The following is a 17,466-nucleotide window of genomic DNA, read 5'->3' as shown; positions in this document are numbered from 1 at the left end:
GTCGCCCGCGCGGTAGTGTTTGCCCTGCTCATCCGCGTACGGGCGGGCCAATTAGCCTTAGGGGATGTTTACCGGAATTGTCGAGGAACTCGGGGAGGTGACGGGTCGCGACGTCCTTTCCGACGCGGCGCGGCTGACGATCCGCGGAGCCGTCGTGACCGCCGACGCGGGCCATGGCGACTCGATCGCCGTCAACGGCGTGTGCCTGACCGTCGCCGAGCTGCTGCCCGGCGGGCTGTTCACCGCCGACGTGATGGGCGAAACGCTGGACCGGTCCAACCTCGGCGCATTGCAGGTCGGCAGCCGGGTGAACCTGGAGCGCGCCGCGGCCGTCAACAGCCGGCTGGGCGGGCACATCGTGCAGGGCCACGTCGACGGGACGGGGCAGATCGTGGCCCGCTCGCCGTCCGAGCACTGGGAGGTCGTGCGCATCGAGATCCCCGCGGAGGTGGCCCGCTACGTCGTGGAGAAGGGGTCGATCACCGTCGACGGGATCTCGTTGACGGTGTCCGGGCTCGGCAGTGACCCGCGCGACTGGTTCGAGGTCTCGTTGATTCCCACCACCCGCGAACTGACCACCCTGGGCCAGGCCCCGATCGGGACGCAGGTGAACCTCGAAGTCGACGTGATCGCGAAATACGTCGAGCGGTTGATGTCCCGCTGATCAAGCCGTCGCAATAACGGCGCCGCCGGCGTGGTTCATACTGAATGCAACACGTGGGCTTCTCGTGTGGGCCGTTTTGACAGTGTTCCCCCTCGGAAAAGCGGGGACGGCGAGGTAGCAGGGATGACGAGGTTGGACTCCGTCGAGAGGGCGGTTGCCGACATTGCGGCCGGCAAGGCCGTCATCGTCATTGACGACGAGGACCGCGAGAACGAGGGCGATCTGATCTTCGCCGCCGAGAAGGCGACGCCGGAGATGGTGGCGTTCATGGTGCGCTATACCTCGGGATATCTGTGTGTGCCGCTGGACGGGGCGATCTGCGACCGCCTGGGGCTGCTGCCGATGTACGCCGTGAACCAGGACAAGCACGGCACCGCCTACACCGTCACGGTGGACGCGAAAGATGGTGTGGGAACCGGCATTTCGGCATCCGACCGCGCCACGACGATGCGGCTGCTCGCCAATCCCATCAGCGTCGCCGACGATTTCACCCGCCCCGGTCACGTGGTTCCGTTGCGCGCCAAGGACGGTGGCGTGCTGCGCCGGCCCGGTCACACCGAGGCCGCGGTCGACCTGGCCCGGATGGCCGGCCTGCAGCCCGCGGGCGCCATCTGCGAGATCGTCAGCCAGAAGGACGAAGGTTCGATGGCGCAGACCGACGAGCTGCGGGTGTTCGCCGACGAACACGACCTCGCCATGATCACCATCGCCGACCTGATCGAGTGGCGGCGCAAGCACGAGAAGCACATCGCCCGCATCGCCGAGGCCCGGATCCCGACTCGGCACGGCGAGTTTCGTGCCATCGGCTACGCCAGCATCTACGAGGAAGTCGAACACGTCGCGCTGGTGCGCGGCGAGATCGCCGGGCCGGACTCCGACGGCGACGACGTGCTGGTGCGCGTGCACTCCGAGTGCCTGACCGGTGACGTCTTCGGTTCCCGCCGCTGCGACTGCGGGCCGCAGCTGGACGCCGCCATGGCGATGGTCGCCCGCGAGGGACGCGGCATCGTGCTCTACATGCGCGGCCACGAGGGCCGCGGCATCGGCCTGATGCACAAACTGCAGGCCTATCAGCTGCAGGACGCCGGCGAGGACACCGTCGACGCCAACCTCAAGCTCGGATTGCCCGCCGACGCAAGGGATTACGGGATCGGCGCGCAGATCCTGGTAGACCTCGGCGTGCGCTCGATGCGGCTGTTGACCAACAACCCGGCCAAGCGCGTCGGGCTGGACGGGTACGGTCTGCACATCATCGAGCGGGTGCCGCTTCCCGTGCGCGCCAACGCGGAGAACATCCGTTACCTGATGACCAAGCGGGACAAGATGGGCCACGACCTGGCCGGGCTGGACGACTTTCACGAATCCGTCCACCTGCCAGGTGAATTCGGTGGTGCTTTGTGAGCCACCCCGGCGACGATGCAGAACGAAGTGATGCGCAGGAGCGGCGCCCATGAGCCCCGCCGAGGGGGTGCCGGAGGTTCCCCCGCTCGATGCGTCCGGCCTGCGACTGGCCCTCGTTGCGAGTACCTGGCACAGCGAGATCTGCGACGCACTGCTGGCGGGTGCCAGCAAGGTGGCCTCGGAATCGGGTGTCGACGATCCGACGGTGGTCCGGGTGATCGGCGCGATCGAGATTCCGGTGGTGGCCCAGGAGCTTGCCCGCAACCACGACGCCGTCGTCGCGCTGGGCGTCGTGATCCGTGGGCAGACACCGCATTTCGAATACGTCTGCGATGCGGTGACCCAAGGCCTGACCCGGGTGTCGCTGGACACTTCCACACCGGTGGCCAACGGGGTGCTGACCACCGACACCGAGCAGCAGGCACTGGACCGCGCCGGCCTTCCGGAATCGGCCGAGGACAAAGGGGCCCAAGCCACGTTGGCGGCCCTGACCACCGCGCTGACCCTGCGTGAGTTGCGCGCTCGGTCGTGACTGAGCCTCCCGACCGCGAGACCTGGGATGCGGTGTTGCGTCCCCACCGCACGCCGCTGTTCGCCTATGGGGCTGCGGTGCTCATCGCCGGCGCGCACATCGTGGTGGGGCTGTTGCTCAAGGCGAGATCGACCGGCGTGGTTTTTCAGACTTCCGACCAGGTGGCGATCGCGGTGCTGGGGCTGGTCATCGCCGGCATCGTGCTGTTGTTCGCCCGCCCCCGGCTGCGGGTCGGGCCGTCGGGCGTATCGGTGCGAAACCTGCTGGGAGACAAGCTGATCGAGTGGCCCGATGTCGTCGATGTCTCGTTTCCGGTGGGCCACCGCTGGGCGCGCATCGACTTGCCCGACGACGAGTACATCCCGGTGATGGCCATCCAGGCCGTCGACAAGGGCCGCGCGGTGGAGGCTATGGACACGGTGCGCGCGTTGCTGACGCGCTATCGGCCGGACCTGCCAGCCTCCTGATCACCGTATAGGCGGGCGGGCCGCTGCGTACCCGCAGCGGCCCGCCGCCTGACTACCTAACGCTTGAGTCGGAGACCCGTATCGGAGGCACTCAGTATCGGGTGCAGTCCGTCATCATCTGCTGGAAAATCGGCAGGGCCTGCTGGGCCCCCTGGTTGTGCTCGATCGCGTGCAGCAGGTTCACGCGCTGATCGGGCGACGACGCCAGGTACTGCTGCAAAAACTGCTGGTTCGGCGGCGACTGGTCGAGGTACTGGGCGGCCATCGGGTTCTCCGCGTGTACGGCCCGCATCGCCTGGTCGTAGCTACAGGTCGTGTTGATCATCGGACCGTAATCGGGGCTGGCCGATGCGACCCCGGCCCCAGCGGTCGACGCCAAAGCCAGGCCGCCGACGGTGACGGCCAGTTTGGCCCACGAGCGCTTCATCATTTACGGACTCCCTCCATTGCTGTGCCCCCACTCTAACGTTGAGTTAGAGGCTTGGTAGCCAGAACCGGCGCCGCCCAAACCGCCGGCAACGCGTACGGGCCGCTCAGGGGACGTCCGTCTGCCCCGGTTCCGCCCCCTCGCTTTCGGGGCCCCAGCTGCTCGGTAGCAGCGGCATCCGGGGTCCGTCGTCCAAGGAATCGGCGCCGATTGTGGTCAACCCCACTGGGGCCGCATCGGGCCCGCGGGCGGTGCCGGCGAACCCCAGGGGCCCCGCCCCCCGGTCCGAGGCCGTCGCCGTGGTTTTGCCGGCGGCATCGAGCTCCGGGTCGGCGTCGAGGTATTCGTGGCGGCGGCCGGGGTCGATCAGGCCGGGCCGCTGGCGGCGCCGGCGGCGGGCCTGTTCCCGCCGGGCCGGGGCGGTCGCCGCGGCCGCGGTGCCGGGTTCGGCCGATCTCTGCTGGGACCGCGCGCCGGCCGCGAGGTTCGCACCGGCGCCGATGCCCGGCGGGCCGACGACGTAGGGGTAATCGAAGCCGGCGACGGCGGTCGCGGGTGGCGCCGCGGGCGCCGCGGCGGACGCCGGGGCCGTCGCCGGTGCGGGCGCGGGCGCCGCGGCCGGTGTTGCGGCCGGGGCCGGGGCGCTCAGGCCGGGCGCCATCGCGACGGGCGCGCCCGTGTGGGACGGCGCCGGCGCGGCCGCCGCACCGGGCAGGGTGGGCGCGGGCGGCGCGACGCCGGCCAGCCCGGCCAGCCCCGCCAGGCCGGCCGCCCCGGCGACGGGGAGGAAGGGGACGATCAGCCCGACCGAGAGCTGAGTCAACTGCGGCACTTGGGGAATGAAGGTGTAAAGCGACTCGCCCGCCCAGTGCGGAACCTTGAGGAGTAGCGGGTCAGTCAGCAGGCTGTGGATGGCCGTGGACGGGTTGGACCCAGGCTGGTTCAGGTCCGTGGTGAGTTCTTGGGCGACCATCTGCACGCGATCTACCCACCAGCTCAGCTGATTTGCCCCCCCGCCCGCATCTTGGTTCGGGGGGTTGGTCAGCTGGATCGGCGGGGGTGGCGCGGTGGGCGGGACCCACGTCATCGCGGTCTGGGACACCGCTTCATACATCGCCATCGCGGTGGCTGCCCGCAGCCACATCTGCAAATACTCGAACTCGTTTTGCGCGATCGGAATCGTGTTGACACCAAGGAAATTCGTCGCTATCAGGGAGGCGTTCAGGGCTTTGTTGGCTGCGATCTCCGCCAGTGTCGGCATGGCCGCCACCGCGGCGTTGTACGCCGCGATCACGGTGTCGTGCTCGAGGGCCGCCGCCGTGGCGTTGGCGCTGTTCTGCAAAAGCCAGGCCAGGTACGGCACGTGCGCGGCCACGAACTTCTCCGCGGTGGGGCCCTGCCACGTCCCGGCCTGCACCTCGGCCAACAACTCGCTGAGTTCGGTAGCCGCCGAGTCGTATTCGGCGCTCAAGTTCAGCCACACCGTCTCCGAGTTCAACAACGAGGCGGGCCCCGGGCCGGTGGTGAGCGCCGCCGAATTCACTTCCGGTGGAAAGGCCGCCCAGATCGGCATCGTCATCGTTGGCCACCCTCGTCGTTGCGACACTGCGATTCGTTCGAAGGCTGCGGCGCCGATGTCGCGTGGCAGTGACGAGGGCGGCCGCGGTGCGGACAGCGGTCCGCATGTCATGAAGCTTATCGCCAGAGTGTCCGCAAATACGGATACGATCCCCGACTTTCACCGGAAATGCGAAGGTATTTGTCAGTCAGTGGACAGCCGGGCCAGGAACCCGTTCAACAGGAGCGTCTGAACCAACCCCGTCTGCTGCGGGGCGCTCAGGCCGGGCAGTTCGCCGACCCGGAATGGCTCGGTGCTGGACGCGAGGAACCGCATCGCGGCCTCGTGGTCGAGGCCGGCGGCCACGGACAGCTGAGCGAAGTGCAGGACAACGCGATCGCCGGCGCGGGTCACCCGCGCGTAGAGCGGCTGGTGCTTGCGCACCAGCGTCCGGGCGTCGATTCCGGCCGTGTCGCTCACCCGCCCGACCGGTGGGCATCGGCCGCGCCGGACCAGGACGTCCTCCAATGCGCCGAGGCCGTCGGCGACGATGTCGGGGCCCTCGACGGTGCGCAGGGTGTCGTGCACCAGGTCTCCCAGGCCGGCGCGGGCGCCCGCGTCGTCCAGGTGGCGCGGCGACAGGCGGGTGTGCAGCCGGGGGTCGCGCAAGCTCAGCGCGTAGAGCGCGTGCGTGACGAGCGTGAGCACGGTGGGTGCGTGCAGCCCGATCGTCAGATGGACGGATGGCTCCGAGCGCGTTTCGGCCGAATGCACTTGGCCGCGTGGCAGATACAGCACGTCGCCGGCGCGCAGGCACACGTCGGTCGCCGCCGCGGGCCCGTCCGTCCCGACGCCCTTGCGGCTTTCGATCTCGTGTGGCGGCACGGGGGCGCCGGTGGACACATGCCACGTCTTGGATCCCCGGATCTGCAGGACCAGCACGTCGTGCGGGTCGTAGTGCGGGGCAAAGCCGGTGGCGTCGGGCGGCGTGACGTAGGCGTTGACCCGCGTCGGGAAGTTCAGCTCGACCTCGAGGGAATGCGACAGCGTGGCGACCGTGCGCAGGTACCGCTCGAGGCCGTTCAGCACGATGGTGTACCCGTCGGCCAGGCCCTCGCGGGCGCGGTCCGGGTCGAGGCTGCCGTCGCCGCGGCGATAGCTCGCCGGATCCCTGTCCTGGCCGCCCTTCACCAGCCGCACGGCCGACGGCTCCGCTCGCATCTGCTCGAGGAGTTCGTCGGCCGCGGGCAGCAGGCCGTCGAAGTAGCCCGGCTCGCCGCGCTGGATGTGGTGGTGCCTGATCGCCCAGATCTCGTCGAGGAACGCCTCGACCGAAACCGGCCGCAGCAACCAGGCGAGCGAGGACTCGGCGGCCACTGTTCCTCCCAACCCTTCCCGGCCTCCCCAACGTTCGTGGGCACCACAGTAGACCGGCACCCGCCTTTCTCGGCACGTCGTTCCCGGCTACTAGCCTGGATCTGTGCCAGATCCCGCCACGTACCGCCCCGCGCCCGGGTCCATCCCGGTCGAGCCGGGCGTCTACCGATTCCGGGATCCGCACGGCCGGGTCATCTACGTCGGCAAGGCCAAGAGCCTGCGCAGCCGGCTCACGTCCTACTTCGCCGACATCTCCGGTCTGCACCCGCGAACGCGGCAGATGGTCACCACCGCGGCCAAGGTCGAGTGGACGGTGGTCAACACCGAAGTCGAGGCGCTGCAGCTCGAATACAACTGGATCAAGGAATTCGACCCGCGGTTCAACGTCCGCTACCGCGACGACAAGTCGTATCCGGTGCTGGCGGTCACCCTCAATGAGGAATTCCCGCGGTTGATGGTCTATCGCGGCCCGCGCCGCAAAGGCGTCCGGTATTTCGGCCCCTACTCGCACGCGTGGGCCATCCGGGAAACTCTGGACCTGCTCACCCGGGTGTTCCCGGCGCGCACCTGTTCGGCGGGAGTGTTCAAGCGGCACAGGCAGATCGACCGTCCGTGCCTGCTGGGCTACATCGACAAATGCTCGGCGCCGTGCATCGGCAGGGTCAGTGCCGAACAGCATCGTCAGATCGTGGACGATTTCTGCGACTTCCTGTCGGGCAAGACCGATCGGTTCGCCCGCGAGCTCGAACAGCAGATGAACGCCGCGGCCGAGCGTCTCGATTTCGAGCGGGCCGCGCGGCTGCGTGACGACCTCGGCGCGCTGAAGCGGGCGATGGAAAAGCAGGCCGTGGTGCTCGGTGACGGGACCGACGCCGACGTGGTGGCCTTCGCCGACGACGACCTCGAGGCCGCGGTGCAGGTGTTCCACGTGCGCGGCGGGCGGGTCCGCGGTCAGCGCGGCTGGATCGTCGAAAAGTCCGCCGACCCGGGCGATTCCGGCGAGGAGCAGTTGGTCGAGCAGTTTTTGACGCAGTTCTACGGCGAGCAGGCCGAATTGGGCGGCGCCGCAGACGAATCGGTGAACCCGGTGCCTCGGGAGGTGCTGGTGCCCTGCCTGCCGTCCAACGCCGACGAGCTGACGAGCTGGTTGTCCGGCCTGCGCGGGTCCAGGGTCGTCTTAAGGGTGCCGCGGCGCGGTGACAAACGCGCGCTGGCCGAAACCGTGCAGCGCAACGCGAAAGAAGCCCTGCAGCAACACAAGCTGAAGCGGGCCGGTGACTTCAACGCCAGATCCGCTGCGCTGCAGAACATTCAGGAAGCCCTCGGGCTGTCCGAGGCGCCGCTGCGCATCGAATGTGTGGACATCAGCCACGTGCAGGGCACCGACGTGGTGGGCTCGCTGGTGGTGTTCGAGGACGGTCTGCCACGCAAATCGGACTACCGGCACTTCAGCATCCGGGAGGCCGCCGGACAGGGGCGCTCCGACGATGTCGCCTCCATCGCCGAGGTGACCCGGCGCCGCTTCGCGCGCCACCTCAGCGAGCAGAACGACCCGAATATGCTTTCGCCGGAAGGGAAGTCCCGCCGCTTCGCCTACCCGCCGAACCTGTACGTCGTCGACGGCGGCGCGCCGCAGGTCAACGCGGCCAGCGCGGTGCTCGAAGGGCTCGGCATCACCGACGTCGCGGTGATCGGGCTGGCCAAGCGGCTCGAAGAGGTGTGGGTGCCCTCGGAACCCGACCCCGTCATCATGCCGCGCAACAGCGAGGGTCTTTACCTGCTGCAGCGTGTGCGCGACGAGGCGCACCGGTTCGCGATCGCCTACCATCGCAGCAAGCGATCCAAGCGAATGACGGCATCGGTGCTGGATTCGGTGCCAGGATTGGGAGAACATCGCCGTAAGGCACTGGTAAGCCATTTCGGATCGATAGCCCGCCTCAAGGAGGCCACCGTCGACCAGATCACCGCGGTTCCCGGCATCGGCGTCGCCACCGCCACCGCCGTCCTGGAGGCGCTGCGACCCGAGCAGGCCCCCGACGAGTCCAGGGCCGCGCAATGACGGGTCCGGGCGAGTTGGCGGGGAATCACTCGGTGGACGCCCCGGCCGGTATCGACGTCGTTCTCGTGACGGGGTTGTCCGGGGCCGGGCGGGGTACGGCGGCCAAGGTGCTCGAGGACCTCGGCTGGTATGTGGCCGACAACCTGCCCCCGCAGCTGATCACCCGCATGGTCGACCTCGGCATGGACGCGGGGTCGCGGATCACCCAGCTGGCGGTGGTGATGGACGTGCGGTCGCGGGGCTTCACCGGAGATCTGGATTCGGTGCGCACCGAGCTGGCGACCCGCAACATCGCCCCGCGGGTGGTGTTCATGGAAGCATCCGACGACATGTTGGTGCGCCGCTACGAGCAGAATCGGCGCAGCCACCCGCTGCAGGGCGATCAGACGCTGGCCGAGGGCATCGCGGCCGAGCGCCGGATGCTCGCCTCGGTGCGCGCCACCGCCGACCTGATCATCGACACGTCGACGCTGTCGGTGCGGGGCCTGCGCGAGACCATCGAGCGGGCGTTCGGCAATGACGCCGGCGCGACCACCAGCGTCACGGTCGAGTCGTTCGGTTTCAAGTACGGCCTGCCGATGGACGCCGACATGGTGATGGACGTGCGATTCCTGCCGAACCCGCACTGGGTCGACGAATTGCGCCCACGCACCGGGCAGGATCCCGCGGTGCGGGATTACGTGTTGAGCCAGCCCGGCGCGGCCGAGTTTCTCGACGCCTACCATCGACTGCTATCTCTGGTCGTGGACGGCTACCGCAGGGAGGGCAAGCGCTATATGACGGTCGCCATCGGCTGCACGGGGGGGAAGCATCGCAGTGTCGCGATCGCCGAGCAATTGATGCAGTTGCTGAACGCGGATCACCAGCTGTCGGTGCGCGTGCTGCACCGGGATCTGGGTCGCGAATGAGCGAGCCGTTCAACCGGGGCATCGTCGCGCTGGGCGGCGGACACGGCCTGTACGCGACCTTGTCGGCGGCCCGGCGCCTCACCCCCTACGTCACCGCCGTGGTGACCGTCGCCGACGACGGCGGATCCTCGGGCCGGCTGCGCGGCGAACTAGGGGTGGTGCCGCCCGGCGACCTGCGAATGGCGTTGGCGGCCTTGGCTTCTGACAGCCCGCATGGGCGTCTGTGGGCGACCATCCTGCAGCACCGGTTCGGCGGCAGTGGCGCTTTGGCGGGGCATCCGATCGGCAACCTGATGCTGGCCGGCCTGTCGGAGGTGCTGGCCGACCCGGTGGCCGCCCTCGACGAGCTCGGGCGCATCCTGGGCGTCAAGGGCAGGGTGCTGCCGATGTGCCCGATCGCCCTGCAGATCGAGGCCGACGTGTCCGGCCTGGAAGGCGACCCGCGGATGTTCCGGGTGATCCGCGGCCAGGTGGCGATCGCGACCACCCCGGGCAAGGTGCGCCGGGTGCGGCTGCTGCCGGACCACCCCCCGGCCACCCGGCAGGCCGTCGACGCCATCATGGCCGCCGACCTGGTGGTGCTGGGCCCCGGCTCGTGGTTCACCAGCGTGATCCCGCACGTGTTGGTGCCCGAGCTGGCGGCGGCGCTGCGGGCGACGTCCGCGCGCCGCGCCCTGGTGCTCAACCTGGTGGCCGAGCCCGGGGAGACCGCCGGGTTCTCCGTCGAGCGTCATCTGCACGTGCTGGCCCAGCACGCTCCGGGATTCACCGTGCACGACATCATCATCGACGCCGACCGGGTGCCGAGTGAGCGGGAACGCGAGCAACTGCGCCGCACCGCCACCCTGCTGCATGCCGAGGTCCACTTCGCCGACGTGTCCCGACCTGGTACACCTTTACATGATCCAGGCAAGCTCGCGGCGGCCCTGGACGGGGTCCGGGCGGCCCGCAAGGGTCCGGAAGCGGCTCCGGCCACGGCCACCGCGGATATTCGGGTCGACGGTGCAAAACCACCACCAGGTGGGGATGGGCCCGCCGGCAGCGGAGCAAGGGGTGACGACTCGTGGCGATGACGACCGAAGTCAAGGACGAACTGAGCCGCCTGGTCGTGAAATCGGTCAGCGCGCGCCGGGCGGAGGTCACATCCCTGCTGCGGTTCGCCGGCGGGCTGCACATCGTGGGCGGTCGCGTCGTGGTCGAGGCCGAGGTCGATCTCGGCAATGTCGCCCGGCGGCTGCGCAAAGACATTTTCGAACTCTACGGCTACACCGCCGTCGTGCATGTGTTGTCCGCCAGCGGAATTCGCAAAAGCACCCGGTACGTGTTGCGGGTGGCCAACGACGGTGAGGCGCTGGCCCGCCAGACCGGGCTGCTCGACAACCGCGGCCGCCCGGTGCGCGGGCTGCCGGCCCAGGTGGTGGGCGGCAGCGTCGGCGACGCCGAGGCCGCGTGGCGGGGGGCCTTCCTGGCGCATGGGTCGCTGACCGAGCCGGGTCGGTCCTCGGCGCTGGAGGTCAGCTGCCCCGGCCCGGAGGCGGCGCTGGCGTTGGTGGGCGCGGCGCGGCGACTGGGGGTCAGCGCGAAGGCCCGCGAGGTGCGTGGCGCCGACCGGGTGGTGGTGCGCGACGGCGAGGCGATCGGCGCGTTGCTGACCCGGATGGGCGCCCAGGACACCCGGCTGGTGTGGGAGGAGCGCCGGATGCGCCGCGAGGTGCGGGCCACGGCCAACCGGCTCGCCAACTTCGACGACGCCAACCTGCGCCGCTCGGCGCGCGCGGCGGTCGCGGCGGCCGCCCGGGTGGAGCGGGCGCTGGAGATCCTCGGCGACACCGTCCCCGACCATTTGGCCTCGGCCGGCAAGCTGCGCGTCGAGCATCGTCAGGCGTCGCTGGAGGAGCTCGGCCGGCTCGCCGACCCGCCGATGACGAAAGACGCTGTGGCCGGCCGCATTCGGCGGTTGCTGTCGATGGCCGACCGCAAGGCGAAGATCGAGGGCATTCCCGACACCGAGTCGGCGGTGACGCCGGATTTGCTGGAAGACGCCTAACTGGTCGCGCGAATCGCTGTTCGCAAGGGGTGGCGGGGGCTACGGTCGGGGAATGAAACGGCTTTCGAGCGTTGATGCGGCGTTTTGGTCGGCCGAAACCGCGGGCTGGCACATGCACGTGGGGGCGCTGGCGATTTGCGACCCGAAGGAATGCTCCGAGTACAGCTTTGCGCGACTGCGCGAGCTGATCATCGAGCGGCTGCCGGAATTGCCGCAGTTGCGGTGGCGCGTCACCGGGGCGCCATTCGGCCTGGACCGGCCGTGGTTCGTCGAGGACGAGGACCTGGACCCCGACTTCCACATCCGGCGCATCGCGGTTCCGGCGCCCGGCGGCCGGCGCGAACTCGAGGAACTGGTGGGGCGGTTGATGTCCTACAAGCTGGACCGAGCCCGGCCGCTGTGGGAGATGTGGGTGATCGAGGGTGTCGAGGGCGGCCGGATCGCGTCGCTGACCAAGATGCACCACGCCATCGTCGACGGCGTCTCGGGCGCCGGCCTGGGTGAGATCCTGCTGGACGTCACGCCGGAACCGCGACCGCCGCAACAGGAGACGGTCGGATCGCTGGTGGGGTTGAATATTCCGGGCATCGAGCGGCGGGCGGTGGGCGCGCTCATCAACGTCGGCGTCAAGACGCCGTTCCGCGTCGCGCGGCTGGTGGAGCAGACCGTGCGCCAGCAGATCGCCACGCTGGGCGTGCGCAGCAGGCCGCCGCGCTACTTCGAAGCGCCCAAAACCCGCTTCAACGCGCCGGTTTCGCCACACCGGCGCATCACCGGCTGCCGCGTCGAACTGGCCCGCGCCAAGGTCATCAAGGACGCCTATGGTGTGAAGCTCAACGACGTGGTGCTGGCGTTGGTGGCCGGCGCCGCCCGCGACTACCTACTCAAACGCGGTGAGCTGCCTGCCAAACCGCTCATCGCGCAGATCCCCGTGTCGACGCGCACCGACGAGAACAAGGATGACGTCGGCAACAAGGTGAGCTCGATGACCGTCTCGTTGGCCACCCACATCGAAGACCCCGGGGAGCGGCTGCGGTCCATCCACGAAAGCACCCAGAACGCCAAGCTGATGGCCAAGGCGTTGTCGGCGCACCAGATCATGGGGCTGACCGAGACGACGCCGCCGGGGTTGTTGGGGCTGGCCGCGCGGGCCTACACCGCCAGCGGTCTGTCGCGAAACCTGGCCCCTATCAACCTGGTTGTCTCGAATGTTCCCGGCCCGTCGTTCCCGCTGTACATGGCCGGCGCCAAGCTCGATTCGCTGGTGCCGCTGGGGCCGCCGGTGATGGACGTCGCGCTGAACATCACCTGCTTCTCCTACACGGATTACCTCGACTTCGGCTTCGTGACGACGCCCGAGGTGGCCAACGACATCGACGACATGGCCGATCGCATCGAGCCGGCGCTCACCGACCTCGAAAAGGCCGCCGCGCGGGAGAACAGCTCGAGCTAGGCGTGCTGCCAGGCGATCTCGCGACTATGAGGCGCCGCCATCGGACCTAGGCGATCGCAAAAAGTGTTATGCAGCCCCCGGATTGTCGGCTTCGTCGTCGTCGTGTTCGTGGTGGAGGAGTTTTTCGGGGTGGTGGTAGGTGTTGGTGCGGGGTTGGCCGCGCTCGAGGTGGGGTGGTGGTTTCCATTCGGTGCCGCCGCGGGTGTTCTTGCGGGTGGTCCAGCCGCCGGGGTCGAGCATGCGGTGATGCGGGCCGCAGGCGAAGGTGAGGTCGTTGATGTCGGTGCTGTGACACTTGCTGTAGTCGGTGACGTGATGCACCTCGCAGTAGTAACCCGAGACGGTGCAGCCCGGGGCGGTGCAGCCGCGGTCCTTGGCGTACAAGACGATTCGTTGCCCTGGGGAGGCCAGCCGTTTGGTGTGGTAGAGCGCCAGGGCCTTGCCTTTGTCGAAGATGGCCAGGTAATGATGCGCGTGGCGGGCCAGGCGGATCACGTCGCTCATGGGCACGATGGTGCCCCCGCCGGTCAGCGCTCGCCCGGCGGCGGCCTCCAGCTCTTGCAGGGTGGTGGTGACGATGATGGAGGCCGGTAATCCGTTGTGCTGACCCAACTCCCCGGAGGCCAACAGCCCACGCAGCGCCGCCAGCAGGGCGTCGTGGCCGCGCTGAGCCTTCGAGCGGGTGTCACCGTCGATGGCGTCTTGGCTGGGCGTGCCGTCGACGCAGGGGGTGTCGTCGAGGGGGTTGCACATGCCCGGGGCGCCGAGTTTGGCCTCCACGGCTTCGAAGGTGGCCCGTAGTTCGGGGGTGATCAGGCCCCGCAACTCCGACATGCCGTCGGGTTGTTGGCGGCCCAGGGTCACCCCGCGTTTGCGGGCGCGGTCCTCGTCGGTGAAGAGGCCGTCGGGATTGAGGCAATCTTCGAGGACGTGGGCCAGGCCGTCGAGTTCGTCGGGCCGGTGATACGCGGCGTGACCGGCCAGGTCGGCTTCGACGCGCTCGCGGGTGACCGTGTCGATCCAGCCGGGCAGGCGGCGAAAGAATCTGCGGATCACCGCCACATGGGCAGCACCCAACTCACCGCGGCGTTGAGCGGCGGCGGTGGCCGCCAACACTGGGGGCAAGGGTTCACCGGTCAGGCCGTGGCGTGGGCCCAGATCGGCGGCGTCTTTGACCCGCCGGGCGGCTTCGGCGCGGCTGATCCGCAACCGGTCGGCGATCGCCTGATCCAGCGGGGCGCCGAGCTCTTGGATGCTGGCTTGGCGGGCCAGGTGATTGATCAACGCATGCTCAGGCACGGGCAATCGGCGGCGCACGGTTTCGCAGCGCTCCAACAGCGCCAGGCACTCCCGAGGAGCCAGCGCATCAAAACTGAGCCCCGCCACGCCCTCGATGGCGGCATCAAGCGCGTCGAAGGCCGCGCTGATCGCGTCCCGATCGATGATGCCGCCCGAACTCATACCGCAGACATTACGAAGCGCCACCGACACAAAACCCCGCATTGTGACCACTGAAACAACAGTGACACAAGGGATTTCAATATACGTTTCCGATATCCGAAACCGCGTCGGCAGGAGGTGCGAGAACCGACGGCCCGGGGCGCGAGAGCCGACGGCCCGGGGCGCCGGAGCGCTGCTCGGGGCACCGCCTCGGGCGGCGGCGAGCCGTCCTAGTCGCGCTGGGGCGGACGCGTCGCGTACACCCACGACAAGAACCGCGCCACGGCCTCCGCGGAACGGTGGGCCCGCGGGGAACTGAAGATGTCGAAAGCGTGTTGGGCGTGCGGCAATTCGGCGTAGGCGACCGGCGACTTCGACACCGCGCGCAGCTCCTCGACGAACTCCTGCGCCTCGCCCACCGGGATCAGCGAATCGTCGTGGCCGTGCAGGACGAAGAAGGGTGGCGCGTCGGCGCGCAGCCGACGGATCGGTGAGGCGTCGACGTAGATGTCGCGGTGGGTGCTGAATTTCCGTTTGACGACGAACTTTTGGAGCAACTCCACGAATTCGCGGCGGCCCTCGCCCTCGGTGGAAAACCAGTCGTAGCGCCCGTACACCGGGACCGCGGCGACCACCGACGTGTCGGCGTCCTCGAAGCCCGGCTGGAACGCCGGGTCGTTGGGTGTCAGCGCCGCCAGCGAACACAGATGGCCACCGGCCGAACCGCCCGTGATCGCCACGAAATTCGGATCCCCGCCGTAGCGGGAGATGTTCTCCTTCACCCAGGCCAGCGCGCGCTTGACGTCGACGATGTGGTCGGGCCAGGTGTGCCGCGGCGACACCCGGTAGCCGATGGACACGCACACCCAACCGCGCGCGGCCAGGTGGCTCATCAGCGGATAGGCCTGGGGCCGGCGCATTCCGATCACCCACGCGCCGCCGGGCACCTGCACCAGCACCGGCGCCTTGCCGTCGCGCGGTAGATCGTGGCGGCGCCAGATGTCGGCCAGATTGGCGCGGCCGTGCGGCCCGTAGGACACCACGTTCGTCTTCTCGACGTAGCGGCGCCGCGCCACCGTATTGCCCAGCGGCAGGGTGCGACGCCCGCTGCGGGTGGGCTTGGTTTGCGGCAGCTTGTCGAGCGCCTCTTCATAGTCGTCGCCGAGTTGCTCGCGCAGCCCCGCCTCCAGCACCGGCCCGGGGGTCGTCACGCCGCGATACTTGATCACCGCCAGGATGGCCCAGGACGCCGCCGTCAGCGCCAGCGCCACCTTCCCGCGACGTCCCGCGAAGTCGCCGCGGCGCCCGCGCCGCAGCACGTCCAAAAGCGAAGCGGAGAAGTACACGCCCGGCACCTCGGACGCCGGCCATCCGAACCAGAACACCAGCACCGTGCTGTAGCCCTTGCGGGCCAGCGGCCGTAAACCGTTGGCGGCGTTGGCCAATTCCAGCGTGGCGCGCACCAGTGGCCTGGGCCTTCTGACCATCCGGGTAAACCGCATCAGCCGCCGACCCGTGCTCGCAGCTCCGCGCGCAGGATCTTGCCGGTGCTGCTGCGGGGAAGTTCATCAAGGACCGCGATCTCGCGCGGCACCTTGTAGTTGGCGAGGTTGTCCCGCACGTGTTGCTTGAGGGCGTCAGGGGTGGCCTTCTCATCAAGGTGGCCGCCCGGCTCCAGCACCACGAACGCCGCCAGTCGCTGGCCGTATTGTTCGTCGTCGACGCCGATCACCGCCGCCTCCGCCACGTCGGGATGTGCGGCGAGCGCCTTCTCCACCTCGATCGGGTAGACGTTCTCGCCGCCGGACACGATCATCTCGTCGTCGCGGCCGACGACGAACAGCCGTCCCGCGGAATCCAGATACCCGACGTCGCCCGACGACATGAATCCGGCGTGAAAGTCTTTCGTGCTGCCCGAGGTGTAGCCGTCGAACTGGGTGTTGTTGCGCACGTAGATGCTGCCGACCTCGCCGGCGGGCAGCTCGTTGAATTCCGGGTCCAGGATGCGGATTTCGGTTCCACCAGCCGGCCGGCCCGCGGTGTCGGGCGCCGCGCGCAGGTCGGCCGGCGTGGCGGTGGCGATCATGCCCGCCTCGGTGGCGTTGTAGTTGTTGTAGATCACGTCGCCGAACTCGTCCATGAACGCGGTGACGACGTCGGGGCGCATCCGCGAACCGGATGCCGCGGCGAACCGCAGGGACCGGCCGCTGTAGCGGCGCCGCACCTCGGCCGGCAGATCCATGATCCGGTCGAACATCACCGGCACCACCACCAGGCCGGTCGCCTTGTGCCTGTCGATCAGGTCCAGGGTGGCCTCCGGGTCGAATTTGCGCCGGGTGATCACCGGGCAGGCGAACGACGCCGCGAGCAGCAGCTGGGAAAAGCCCCAGGCGTGGAACATCGGCGCCACGATCACGATGGGCTCCTCCGCCCGCCACGGCGTGCGGTCCAGGATCGCCTTCAGCGTGCCGATTCCCGCGTTGCCGCCAGATTGCTTGGCGCCCTTGGGGGTTCCGGTGGTGCCGGAGGTGAGCAGGATCATCTTGCCCTTGCGCCCGGTGCGCTTCGGTTGCGCGCCTGCCCGGGCCGCGATCAGCCCCTCGACCGTGCGCTCATGCTCGGCATCGGTCCACGCCACGATGCGGGTCGCGTCAGGCGTGCCGGCCAGCGCGCGGTCCACCGTCTCGGTGAACTCCTCGTCGTAGATGACGGCGTCGACGCCCTCGCGGGTCACCACGTCGGCCAGCGCCGGCCCGGCGAACGACGTGTTGAGCAGCAGGATGTCGGAGCCGATCCGGTCGGTCGCCACCAACGCTTCGACGAATCCGCGGTGATTGCGGCACATGATCCCGACGACCCGGGGCTGGCCCGACGGCAACCCCTGCAGCGCCGCGGCGAGTGCGTTGCACCGCTCGTCGAGTTCGCGCCAGGTCAGGCTGCCCCGCTCGTCGATCAGGCCGGGCCGCTCCGGGCAGCGTTGGGCGGCGCTGGCGAACCCGGAGGTCATGCCCATGCCTTCGCGGCGCATGGCCGCGGCGATCCGCACGTAGCGATCCGGGCGCATGGGCGCGATCAGTCCGGCGCGGCGCATGGTGCCGATCAGACCAAGGGTCTCGCTCAAAGGATTTGGCAT

At 69.1% G+C, this 17,466-nt stretch carries 15 protein-coding genes; 9 read left to right on the top strand and 6 right to left on the bottom strand.

The genetic code is table 11. The features are described from left to right. Window positions 1–64 precede the first annotated feature (64 nt). The 4 genes from W7U_RS11735 (at window position 65) to W7U_RS11720 (ending at window position 3,064) form a co-directional block, all read left to right on the top strand. The gene (locus W7U_RS11735) at window positions 65–664 is read left to right on the top strand and encodes a riboflavin synthase (protein ID WP_008258175.1); all 600 of its coding nucleotides are present in this window, start codon (window positions 65–67) and stop codon (window positions 662–664) included. Window positions 665–787: 123 nt separating this feature from the next. Then, the gene (locus W7U_RS11730; RefSeq protein ID WP_008258174.1) at window positions 788–2,065 is read left to right on the top strand and encodes a bifunctional 3,4-dihydroxy-2-butanone-4-phosphate synthase/GTP cyclohydrolase II; all 1,278 of its coding nucleotides are present in this window, start codon (window positions 788–790) and stop codon (window positions 2,063–2,065) included. A 49-nt stretch (window positions 2,066–2,114) separates the two neighbouring features. Then, window positions 2,115–2,597, top strand: a complete 483-nt coding sequence (gene ribH, locus W7U_RS11725; RefSeq protein WP_008258173.1) for a 6,7-dimethyl-8-ribityllumazine synthase — start codon at window positions 2,115–2,117, stop codon at window positions 2,595–2,597. Continuing rightward, window positions 2,594–3,064 carry a PH domain-containing protein gene (locus tag W7U_RS11720; RefSeq protein WP_008258172.1) on the top strand — a complete coding sequence of 157 codons (471 nt, stop codon included), beginning with the start codon at window positions 2,594–2,596 and terminating at the stop codon, window positions 3,062–3,064. The genes ribH and W7U_RS11720 overlap by 4 nt, the downstream gene beginning before the upstream one ends. A gap of 91 nt (window positions 3,065–3,155) precedes the next feature. On the opposite strand, the gene W7U_RS11715 is transcribed toward W7U_RS11720, so the two are convergent. The 3 genes from W7U_RS11715 to W7U_RS11705 all read right to left on the bottom strand — a co-directional run bounded on the left by W7U_RS11715 (window position 3,156) and on the right by W7U_RS11705 (window position 6,426). Next, a complete protein-coding gene (locus W7U_RS11715; RefSeq protein ID WP_008258171.1) occupies window positions 3,156–3,494 on the bottom strand; it encodes a hemophore-related protein in 339 nt (112 codons plus the stop codon). 103 nt (window positions 3,495–3,597) lie between these two features. Beyond that, window positions 3,598–5,070, bottom strand: a complete 1,473-nt coding sequence (locus W7U_RS11710) for a PPE family protein (protein ID WP_008258170.1) — start codon at window positions 5,068–5,070, stop codon at window positions 3,598–3,600. 183 nt (window positions 5,071–5,253) lie between these two features. Then, complete coding sequence (locus W7U_RS11705; protein ID WP_008258169.1) at window positions 5,254–6,426, bottom strand: cupin domain-containing protein; 1,173 nt, start codon at window positions 6,424–6,426, stop codon at window positions 5,254–5,256. Between the two features lie 103 nt (window positions 6,427–6,529). Between W7U_RS11705 and uvrC the strand changes: the two genes are divergently transcribed. From uvrC to W7U_RS11680, 5 genes are read left to right on the top strand one after another with little or no spacing between them, the layout of a single operon-like run. Further along, window positions 6,530–8,485 (top strand): excinuclease ABC subunit UvrC, encoded by a 1,956-nt coding sequence (gene uvrC / locus W7U_RS11700; RefSeq protein ID WP_008258168.1) that lies wholly within the window; start codon window positions 6,530–6,532, stop codon window positions 8,483–8,485. Continuing rightward, window positions 8,482–9,393, top strand: coding sequence for an RNase adapter RapZ (rapZ, locus tag W7U_RS11695; RefSeq protein WP_008258167.1), 912 nt, complete (start codon window positions 8,482–8,484; stop codon window positions 9,391–9,393). The genes uvrC and rapZ overlap by 4 nt, the downstream gene beginning before the upstream one ends. Continuing rightward, complete coding sequence (locus W7U_RS11690) at window positions 9,390–10,466, top strand: YvcK family protein (protein WP_008258166.1); 1,077 nt, start codon at window positions 9,390–9,392, stop codon at window positions 10,464–10,466. The genes rapZ and W7U_RS11690 overlap by 4 nt, the downstream gene beginning before the upstream one ends. Further along, complete coding sequence (gene whiA / locus W7U_RS11685; protein WP_026071328.1) at window positions 10,463–11,440, top strand: DNA-binding protein WhiA; 978 nt, start codon at window positions 10,463–10,465, stop codon at window positions 11,438–11,440. Before W7U_RS11690 ends, whiA begins: the two co-directional genes overlap by 4 nt. Before the next feature lie 52 nt (window positions 11,441–11,492). Further along, window positions 11,493–12,893, top strand: coding sequence for a wax ester/triacylglycerol synthase family O-acyltransferase (locus tag W7U_RS11680; protein ID WP_008258164.1), 1,401 nt, complete (start codon window positions 11,493–11,495; stop codon window positions 12,891–12,893). Window positions 12,894–12,959: 66 nt separating this feature from the next. Here W7U_RS11680 and W7U_RS11675 read toward each other — a convergent pair whose 3' ends face one another. The 3 genes from W7U_RS11675 to fadD12 form a co-directional block, all read right to left on the bottom strand. Further along, on the bottom strand, window positions 12,960–14,354 hold the full coding sequence (locus W7U_RS11675; protein WP_008258163.1) for an HNH endonuclease signature motif containing protein: 1,395 nt from the start codon (window positions 14,352–14,354) through the stop codon (window positions 12,960–12,962). Between the two features lie 209 nt (window positions 14,355–14,563). Further along, window positions 14,564–15,835 (bottom strand): alpha/beta hydrolase, encoded by a 1,272-nt coding sequence (locus W7U_RS11670; protein WP_036429011.1) that lies wholly within the window; start codon window positions 15,833–15,835, stop codon window positions 14,564–14,566. Then, window positions 15,835–17,466 (bottom strand): acyl-CoA ligase FadD12, encoded by a 1,632-nt coding sequence (fadD12, locus tag W7U_RS11665; RefSeq protein WP_036429009.1) that lies wholly within the window; start codon window positions 17,464–17,466, stop codon window positions 15,835–15,837. The genes W7U_RS11670 and fadD12 overlap by 1 nt, the downstream gene beginning before the upstream one ends.

Origin of the sequence: Mycobacterium sp. H4Y (assembly GCF_000364405.1) — a bacterium.
GTDB lineage: Bacteria > Actinomycetota > Actinomycetes > Mycobacteriales > Mycobacteriaceae > Mycobacterium > Mycobacterium intracellulare.
This window is presented reverse-complemented; position numbering and strand designations above follow the sequence as displayed.